Genomic DNA, 6,181 nt, shown 5'->3' with positions numbered 1-6,181 from the left:
TGCGCGTTCGCGCATCCGCCGCCATCAGAGCCGCCCAACGCACCCCCACAGCACGCCTTCGTCAAAAGAAATCCTCCCGCTTCTTGAACTTTTACCCTCAGTCCAAGAAGCGGGAGGTGGTTCGTCGAAGTCGCGAAACTTCGCTGTTCGCTTATGCGGACCGGATACGCATTCGTGTGCCCATCGCCATCGGAGCAGGTCAAGCAGCCAACCAACGGCAGCGCAGACACCTAGCGGCAAGCATCACATCCGCCCGAGGCTTCGCTTTGCCCAGCGATCGGCGACAAGAGGGCAATCTGAAACAGCCCCTTGCCGCTTAAAACTCGAGGCCCTCCAGGCGCTTGAACACCTCGTCCTTGCGGGTCAGGAAGTCCCACGGATCGAAGATCTCGTCGAGCGTCTCCTTGGACAGCTTGGCCTCGGGATCGTTCTCCAGGCGCTCGCGGTACGTGGGGCCGTCCACCGCGTTCTGGATATCCTCCCACACGGCCATGGCATTGCGCTGCACGATAACGTACGCCTCCTCGCGCGTGATGCCCGTGTTCACCAGGGCCAGCAGCACCTTGCTGGAGAAGATGAGGCCCTTGGTGCGCCACACGTTGTGCTCCATCTTCGCCGGATAGGTCTGCAGGCCGTCCATGATCCACTGCATCTTGGCGAACATGTAGTCAAGCGCGGTGAAGCTGTCGGCCAGCGCCACGCGCTCGGTGCCGGAGTGGCTGATGTCGCGCTCGTACCACAGCGCCACGTTGTCGAGCGCCACCTGGGCGTTCGCCTTCACGCAACGCGCAAGGCCGCACACGCGCTCAACCGTGATGGGGTTGCGCTTGTGGGGCATGGCCGACGAGCCCTTCTGACCCTTCTTGAACGGCTCCTCGGCCTCGATGACGTCGGTCTGCTGCAGCAGGCGCACCTGCATGGCGATGGACTCCAGCGTTGCGGCAGCGCAGGCCAGCGCGCACATGACCTGGGCGTGGCGGTCGCGCGCCAGCACCTGGGTGGACAGCGGGTCGGGCGTCAGGCCCAGCTTCTCGCACACGTACTTCTCAACGTAGGGGTCGATGCTGGAGTACGTGCCCACCGCGCCGGAGATGGCGCCGGTTGCGGCGACCTCGCGAGCCTGCTCCAGGCGGGTCTGCGCGCGCTTGAGCGCCCAAGCCCAGCTGCCGAACTTCATGCCGAACGTCATGGGCTCGGCATGAATGCCGTGCGTGCGGCCCACGCACAGGGTGTTCTGGAACTCGAACGCGCGGCGCTTGCACGTCTCGCCCAACTGCTTGACGTCGTCCAAGATGATGTCGATCGCCTGCACGATCTGGTACGACAGCGCAGTGTCGCCCAGGTCAGAGGAGGTCATGCCGTAGTGCACCCAGCGGCTGGGCTTTTCCTGGCCCTCGGGAACATCGGCGTCGATGTACTCGGCCATGCACGTGGTGAAGGCGATGACGTCGTGGTTCGTGACTTTCTCGATCTCGTCGATGCGCTCAACCGTGAAGTCGGCGTGGTCGCGGATCCACTGCGCCTCCTCCTTCGTGATGCCGGCTTGGCCGAGCTCGGCCTGAGCCTCGCACGCCAGCACCTCGATTTCCTTCCAGATGGAGAACTTGTTCTGAAGCTCCCAGATGGCGCCCATGGCAGGACGCGTGTAGCGGTTGATCACAACGGCCCCTTTCGCGGTTGATAGCTGATGACCCCATCATACCGTGCGCATAAGCGGCATGCCGCCGCCGAACGCGTTTCTGCAGATGGTTTACGCATGCCTGCGCGCCTGCCCCGCCTTTCGCGGATTCAACATGTTCGTTCGCCGAATCATCCTCAGATATGATAAGATGCGCCTAGCTAGTTACTAGGTTTATTGGGGGGGATCATGACGCTCGAGAAAGACGAGGACCGCCAGGACGGCGTCCTTAAAGCATGCAACGCCGAAACCGCTGCGCAAAACGCAGGCGAACAGCTCAACGTGTTCGAAAAGGGCCGTATGGAAGGCCCCGACGCCGACAGCACCACGCACGGCACCGTGCGCGCCGTATGCGTATCGAAGCGCAAGGGCACGCGCAAGACCGTGGTGGAGGGCCCGGTGACCATCGAGGCCCATCACGGCGTCGCCGAGGACGCGCATGCCGGAGATTGGCACCGCCAGGTTTCGCTTCTGGCCTGGGAATCCATCGAGAAGGCCCGGGCGCGCGGCCTGGATGTGAAGGAAGGCGATTTCGCCGAGAACATCACCACCGAGGGCATCAACCTCATGGCGCTGCCGCTTGGCACTCAGCTGAAGATCGGCGACGACGTGCTGCTGGAGCTGTCGCAGCAGGGCAAGGTGTGCCACAAGAAGTGCGCGATTTTCTATCTGGCAGGCGACTGCATCTTCCCGCGCGAGGGCATCTTCTTCGTCGCCCTGACCGGCGGCAAGGTCAAGGCCGGCGACAGCATCGACGTGGTGAAGCTGGGCGACGGCACATGCGAGTACACGCCGCAGGAGGCCTTGGACGAGCTGGCGAGCACGCCGCGCTAAAGCCGCAGCGCGCCCTTCGTCCCGCAAGCAGACGGGCGTCATCCGCGCCAAGCAGCGCAACGGCTTCGCCTACCGGGGAATCACCCCGACGGCCTGCCAGCGAACCAGCCCGCACGCCCGCGAACCAACCCGCCAGCCAGCCAGCCTACCCGCGCGCATGCAGGTGCTTGCCCACGTCGGGCACGGCGGCTTCGCCGGTTTCGCCCTTATGCTTCAATCTATCCCCTAGCGCAAAAGGACCTGAAATGGATTTCCATTTCAGGTCCTTTCCCATCAAGGGCTCGTTTCACGCGAACCCCCCTATTCCATTGCTACAGGCCCTTGAACGCGGCACGCACGGCGTCGATGACCTGGTTGTCCGCCACCACGATGGCCTTGTCGCCGGGGAACAGCACCGTATCCTCGTTCACAACCTCCACGTTGTCGCTGGATGCCACTGCCGCGATGATGCTGTCGGGAGGCAGGGGGATGGCGCTTGCCAGCACGCCGGCATCGTTGGAATGATGGCGCATGCGCGGGACGACCACCTCGGTCAGCATGACGTTGCCGTGCGTCAGCGACGACACGACGCTCACGCTGCCCAGCAACGTCTCCTCCTCGATGAGGTTGGCGATGAGCGTGGTCGACGACACGCACTCGATGCCCACCTCGTGGAAGATGCGCAGGTTCTTCGGGCTGTTCACGCGGGCGATGCAGCGCGGCACGTTGAATACGCGCTGAGCGATCTCGCACGAAACCAGGTTGTCGTCGTCCTGGCCCGTAGTGGCCACGAACACGTCTGCGCGGCGGATTCCCGCATCCTCCTGATATTTCGAATCGCAACCATCGCCGTGGATGACCAGGTAACGGCCCTGCAAAACCACCGACAAACGGTCGGCCGTTTCCAGGTCCTCCTCGATGATGGTCACGTCGTTGCCGCTCTCAAGCAGCACGTTCGCCAGATATTCGCCGATTTTGCCGCCGCCGGCGATCACTACGTACATCAGCCAAACCTCCCCCGCTTCGCCGTCGGGCAAACGGAAACCGCGTTAATCTTGAATGTACTTGCTGAATTGCTCGATGAGCTCATGACGCACGCACGCCAGCACCGAGTCTCCGTTGTACAGGATGGAATCGCGCGTGGGAATGGAGCTGGCGCTGCCGTCGCCGCGCTCGAACGCCACGATGCGGATGTCGTGGTCGCGTTCCATCTCCGCCACGCGGATGGTGTTTCGCTCCGACCAGCTCAGGTCAAGGGAGAAGCGCAGCACCTCGAACTCGCCGAACGTGTCCAGATGCGCGCCGTGCCCGGAAACCACCTTGCTGAACACGTCTTCGGCCACCAGCGACGTGCCGCACACATAGTCGATGCCCAACTGCATGTACGCACGCTCATGATCGGGGTTGTACAGGCGCGCGATGACATGGGGCACGCCGAACAGGCGGCTTGCCACCTCGCAGCACATGAGGTTGGTGTTGTCCAGCTGCGTTACCGCCGCCACGACGTCGCATTCATCGACGCCGGCCTTTTCCAGCGTTTCCTCGTCGAAGCCCACGCCCTGGATGGTGGACCCGTTGAAGTTGCGGCCCAAGTTGGCGAACGCGTCCACGTTGCGATCGATCACGCACACGTTGCTGCCGTTGTCCGACAGCATGTTGGCCAGCTGCGATCCCACGCGGCCGCAGCCCACCACGATGACGTTGCTCATGTGCAAATCCTTCCCGAAGTTCACGCAACAGGATAACGCAAAAGGCGGCCCGCAGGCCGCCTTCGCGCTATATCAGCTGCATTTGCGCAAGCGTTTTCGCATACCAATCCTCGTAGGTTGGCGGGCAGTACTTGTTGGCGTTCGCCAGGGAGATGGTGTACCCATAACCCTTCGCCAAGCCCTGCACGTGCGCGTTGATGGACTCGCTCCAGCTTCCCCAGGACGTATTCCCCATCCAACCCCATGCGTTATGGCTGCGGAAGCAGTTGAGGCCCTTTGTGGACTCGGTATTGGAGATTGCCGGGGAGAAGCGCGGGTCCACGCCGTTTTCCCAAGCCGCCTCGGCGAACGTGGCGCCATAGCCCGAAAGCGGGCTTCCGGCCAGGTACGCGTCGATGCGAAGCGTCCATTCGCCCACGAACTCCGCCTTGCTGACGTTCCAGTCGACCTCGGGCAGGCCCGTCAGGCCGGCTCCCTCATCACGGGCGAGCTGCCCATCCCTGTTGGCAAGCGCCGCCTGCGTATGCGCCAGGTCCTCGGCGCGCTGCGCCTCCTCGGCGGCGCGACGGGCAGCCTCCTCCTCGGCTTCGATGGCGGCGACGCCCTTCGAGATGTCGCGCGTTCCGGCGGCGGCCAAGCGCGACGTCGCGGTCACGGAGGCGTCCGCAGCCTGATCGGACAGGGACTCGGCCGACGCCGATGCGCTGCCCGGCGTGCTGACTTCGCTGATGCCGAACGTCTGCATATCATGGGAAACGCCGCCGGCGGCAGTTGCGAATCCCACGCCCAGGCAACCTGCCAGCACGCACGACACGCAAGCAAGGCCGACAATCTTCAGCGCCAGCCCGCCGGTGCGGTATGCATTCCGTTTCTTCAAACAAAACCTTTCGATCGCAGCATACGACCAGACCGCCAAGGCGGCGACAGCGTGTTTTCGATTGTCGAAAGGGTTTGCTGTCTGAAGGGCGATATGCTGTTCTGACAGGCATTATTTTACCGGAAGGCCCGAAGCCGGCAAAATCTTGTGAAGGCGCCCTTCATCGTTTGTTCGATTGACAAGTAAAACATTTATATTTCCCCAGGTGGCTTCCCATAGACTGGGCAAAACCAAAACACGAACAAGCGTACCGCACCCGACGAGCGGCGCCTTATGCAACGGAAACGGCCATGCACGCTGCACATGGCCGTGATGCAAACCTATCGGCTACGTTAATCGAAGGGCAAGGGAAAACGATATTCACGCCCCAACGGCGTGCCGAAGGACAGCTCGTGCAGCGGGCCGGGCTCGGAAAACAGGGTGAAGCCAAGCACGCAGAACAGCAGCACGAGCACCGCTGCCGCCACGACGATGACGGGCCGCCGAGCATAAACCCCCATAGCCAGCAAAAGAGCCGCCAACGCGGGAAGGGGCCACAAATGCTCGAACATCTTGGGCAACGTGGCCCACGAGACGAATCCCATGCTCATGGGCAGCAACGTCAGCCCCGCCACGAACACGGAGACGCCCGCGAAAAACGCCAAAGCTCGCTCGCCTTCGCCGCCCGGCACGGCTATGCGCACGATGCCGAGGACCACCAGGGCCAACGGCCAACATTGCCACCAGGCAACCCCGTGCAAGATCCCCGACACGGCAAACGATGCGCCCAGCGAGGCCAAAAGGCAGCCCACTGTAAGAGCGAGCACGATCCGAGCAGTTGACGGGCCGTCCCCTTCGCCGGCTTTGACATCGCGGGGCTCGACGGAAGCGGCGTCGACGCTCATCGCCGGCCCTTGCTCGCATCGAGCGCCCTCCGCCATCGCGGGCGGCACGGGCGGCAGATGCGCCGCACCCACATAGGGCACGGCATTCGCGCAACGTCCCATCGCGGCACCGCGCGCACGGCGACAATCCACCGCGCCGAACGTGTCGGAATGAACGGAATCAGGCTCCACCTTCACGGGTTTCACCTGCATGGGTCTTTTGGGAAGCACGGCCCAGAGC

Annotated in this window: 7 protein-coding genes; 1 reads left to right on the top strand and 6 read right to left on the bottom strand. The window is 63.2% G+C overall.

Translation table 11 applies throughout. The annotated features are described in order from the left end of the window. Positions 1-316 precede the first annotated feature (316 nt). Entirely contained in the window at positions 317-1,660 is a 1,344-nt protein-coding gene (gene purB / locus Q0H50_RS07870; protein ID WP_294421139.1) for an adenylosuccinate lyase, read from the bottom strand. Positions 1,661-1,867: 207 nt separating this feature from the next. Here purB and Q0H50_RS07865 point away from each other — a divergent pair, with 207 nt between their 5' ends. Next, positions 1,868-2,512 carry an MOSC domain-containing protein gene (locus Q0H50_RS07865; RefSeq protein WP_294421137.1) on the top strand — a complete coding sequence of 215 codons (645 nt, stop codon included), beginning with the start codon at positions 1,868-1,870 and terminating at the stop codon, positions 2,510-2,512. Positions 2,513-2,657: 145 nt separating this feature from the next. Here Q0H50_RS07865 and Q0H50_RS07860 read toward each other — a convergent pair whose 3' ends face one another. The 5 genes from Q0H50_RS07860 to Q0H50_RS07840 form a co-directional block, all read right to left on the bottom strand. Further along, on the bottom strand, positions 2,658-2,786 hold the full coding sequence (locus Q0H50_RS07860) for a hypothetical protein (protein ID WP_294421135.1): 129 nt from the start codon (positions 2,784-2,786) through the stop codon (positions 2,658-2,660). Between the two features lie 37 nt (positions 2,787-2,823). Continuing rightward, entirely contained in the window at positions 2,824-3,495 is a 672-nt protein-coding gene (locus Q0H50_RS07855; protein WP_294361391.1) for a TrkA family potassium uptake protein, read from the bottom strand. Positions 3,496-3,540: 45 nt separating this feature from the next. After that, on the bottom strand, positions 3,541-4,200 hold the full coding sequence (locus tag Q0H50_RS07850) for a TrkA family potassium uptake protein (protein ID WP_294421133.1): 660 nt from the start codon (positions 4,198-4,200) through the stop codon (positions 3,541-3,543). Between the two features lie 67 nt (positions 4,201-4,267). Next, positions 4,268-5,077 carry a hypothetical protein gene (locus Q0H50_RS07845; RefSeq protein WP_294421132.1) on the bottom strand — a complete coding sequence of 270 codons (810 nt, stop codon included), beginning with the start codon at positions 5,075-5,077 and terminating at the stop codon, positions 4,268-4,270. Between the two features lie 332 nt (positions 5,078-5,409). Continuing rightward, positions 5,410-6,181, bottom strand: a 772-nt coding sequence (locus Q0H50_RS07840; RefSeq protein ID WP_294421130.1) for a hypothetical protein, incomplete at its 5' end; no start/stop codon positions are given.

The organism is uncultured Senegalimassilia sp., from assembly GCF_934632265.1.
Taxonomy (GTDB): domain Bacteria; phylum Actinomycetota; class Coriobacteriia; order Coriobacteriales; family Eggerthellaceae; genus Senegalimassilia.
This window is presented reverse-complemented; position numbering and strand designations above follow the sequence as displayed.

Excerpts from the sequence above, each read along its gene's own strand:
- Q0H50_RS07865 (WP_294421137.1), top strand. The coding sequence starts at position 1,868 with ATGACGCTCGAGAAAGACGAGGACCGCCAGGACGGCGTCCTTAAAGCA.
- Q0H50_RS07860 (WP_294421135.1), bottom strand. The coding sequence starts at position 2,786 with ATGGGAAAGGACCTGAAATGGAAATCCATTTCAGGTCCTTTTGCGCTA.
- Q0H50_RS07855 (WP_294361391.1), bottom strand. The coding sequence starts at position 3,495 with ATGTACGTAGTGATCGCCGGCGGCGGCAAAATCGGCGAATATCTGGCG.
- Q0H50_RS07850 (WP_294421133.1), bottom strand. The coding sequence starts at position 4,200 with ATGAGCAACGTCATCGTGGTGGGCTGCGGCCGCGTGGGATCGCAGCTG.